The organism is Vibrio hibernica, assembly GCF_015223435.1.
GTDB lineage: Bacteria > Pseudomonadota > Gammaproteobacteria > Enterobacterales > Vibrionaceae > Vibrio > Vibrio hibernica.
In genome coordinates, this window is sequence record NZ_VHKO01000125.1 from 1 (window position 1) to 1,234 (window position 1,234).

The 1,234-nt window shown below is 38.5% G+C and carries 1 protein-coding gene; it reads left to right on the forward strand.

The features are described 5' to 3' along the window. Positions 1 to 14: 14 nt before the first annotated feature. Positions 15 to 1,234 (forward strand): ligand-binding sensor domain-containing protein (locus tag FH976_RS15760; RefSeq protein ID WP_194091720.1); only part of this gene is annotated, 1,220 nt, incomplete at its 3' end.

The following is a 1,234-nucleotide window of genomic DNA, read 5'->3' on the forward strand; positions in this document are numbered from 1 at the left end:
CTAAAAAGTTGTTCATGAATGAAAATGGTGGTTTTTGGATTCAGGATGTCCGTAATAATATTTATTTTTACGATGGGCAGCATGTACTTAAAAAAGCTGAAAATAATTTTGGTATTAGTACTGAAAACCTTACTTATGCAGAAGGTGATTTTTGGTTCTCTCAAGGTAATAAATTATTTCGTATGTCACCTTCAGGAAAACGTGAGGTGATATTAAACTTGGTTAACACGGAATCATTTAAAAATGTTGGTTATTCCAATCGACATATTTGGACGTTTTCTTCACATTATTTCCATAGTTATGATCTCGAGACGTCGAGAGTATCTTCTATTCCTACCAGTCAAATCACGCAGGGTTCTATCAATGAAGACACCCAGATTAAATCAGCGATCTTTGTTCACGGCCAATGGGTTGTTGCCACTAAAAGTGCGATATTCTCATTCAGTCCTAATGGCGTAAAACGACTAGCCTTTAATCAACATTCCACTGTGTATCAGCTGTATTATGATCAAGGCCGAGAGCGTATTTTGGTGGCGACTGATAGAGGCTTAGATATCATAAATGCTGCTGATTGGAGATTACTCCATAGGCTTAAGAGTGACGGTGTTGTGAGCGTAGCAATAACCGCTACCGATTATTGGATTGGTACTAAAAATAGTCTGTTAATTTATAATTTGAAGCAAAAGTATGTTTCAAAGATCAGTGCGAATTATCAAGATGATTATTCACTCGCCAGTAACCAAATTTTTGATATAGCACTGGATACTCATGATGGAGTTTGGATTGCTACTGCGCGGGGAGTGAGCTACTACTCACTGCGTAGTCATCGGTTTAAGCGTGCCCGATTTGGTAGTGCGATGAATCAAGTTCCAGTGGGCAAAATTAATGACATGCTACTTAATAATGAAGGGGACAGTTGGCTTGCGACAACAACTGGGCTATATCGGGTGCATTTTTCGGAGAATAGTCAATATAACACCCCCCAAGTTGAAAAAATCATGGATGGTGATATTCGGAATATCGTTTCTTTGAAAGGTGAGTATTGGATCTCGAGTAAGAATCAATTATGGCGGATTGATCCTGTTACCTACCAAAGTCGTCCAGTAAGTCTTACTCCTAGTTTACTCGATAATCCTATCACCCATTTGAGCGTCGATGCATCTCAAACGCTATGGATTTCAACTAATACAAGACTGTATCGTTATTCTCCTATTTATGTAAACCGTTTTGGCTT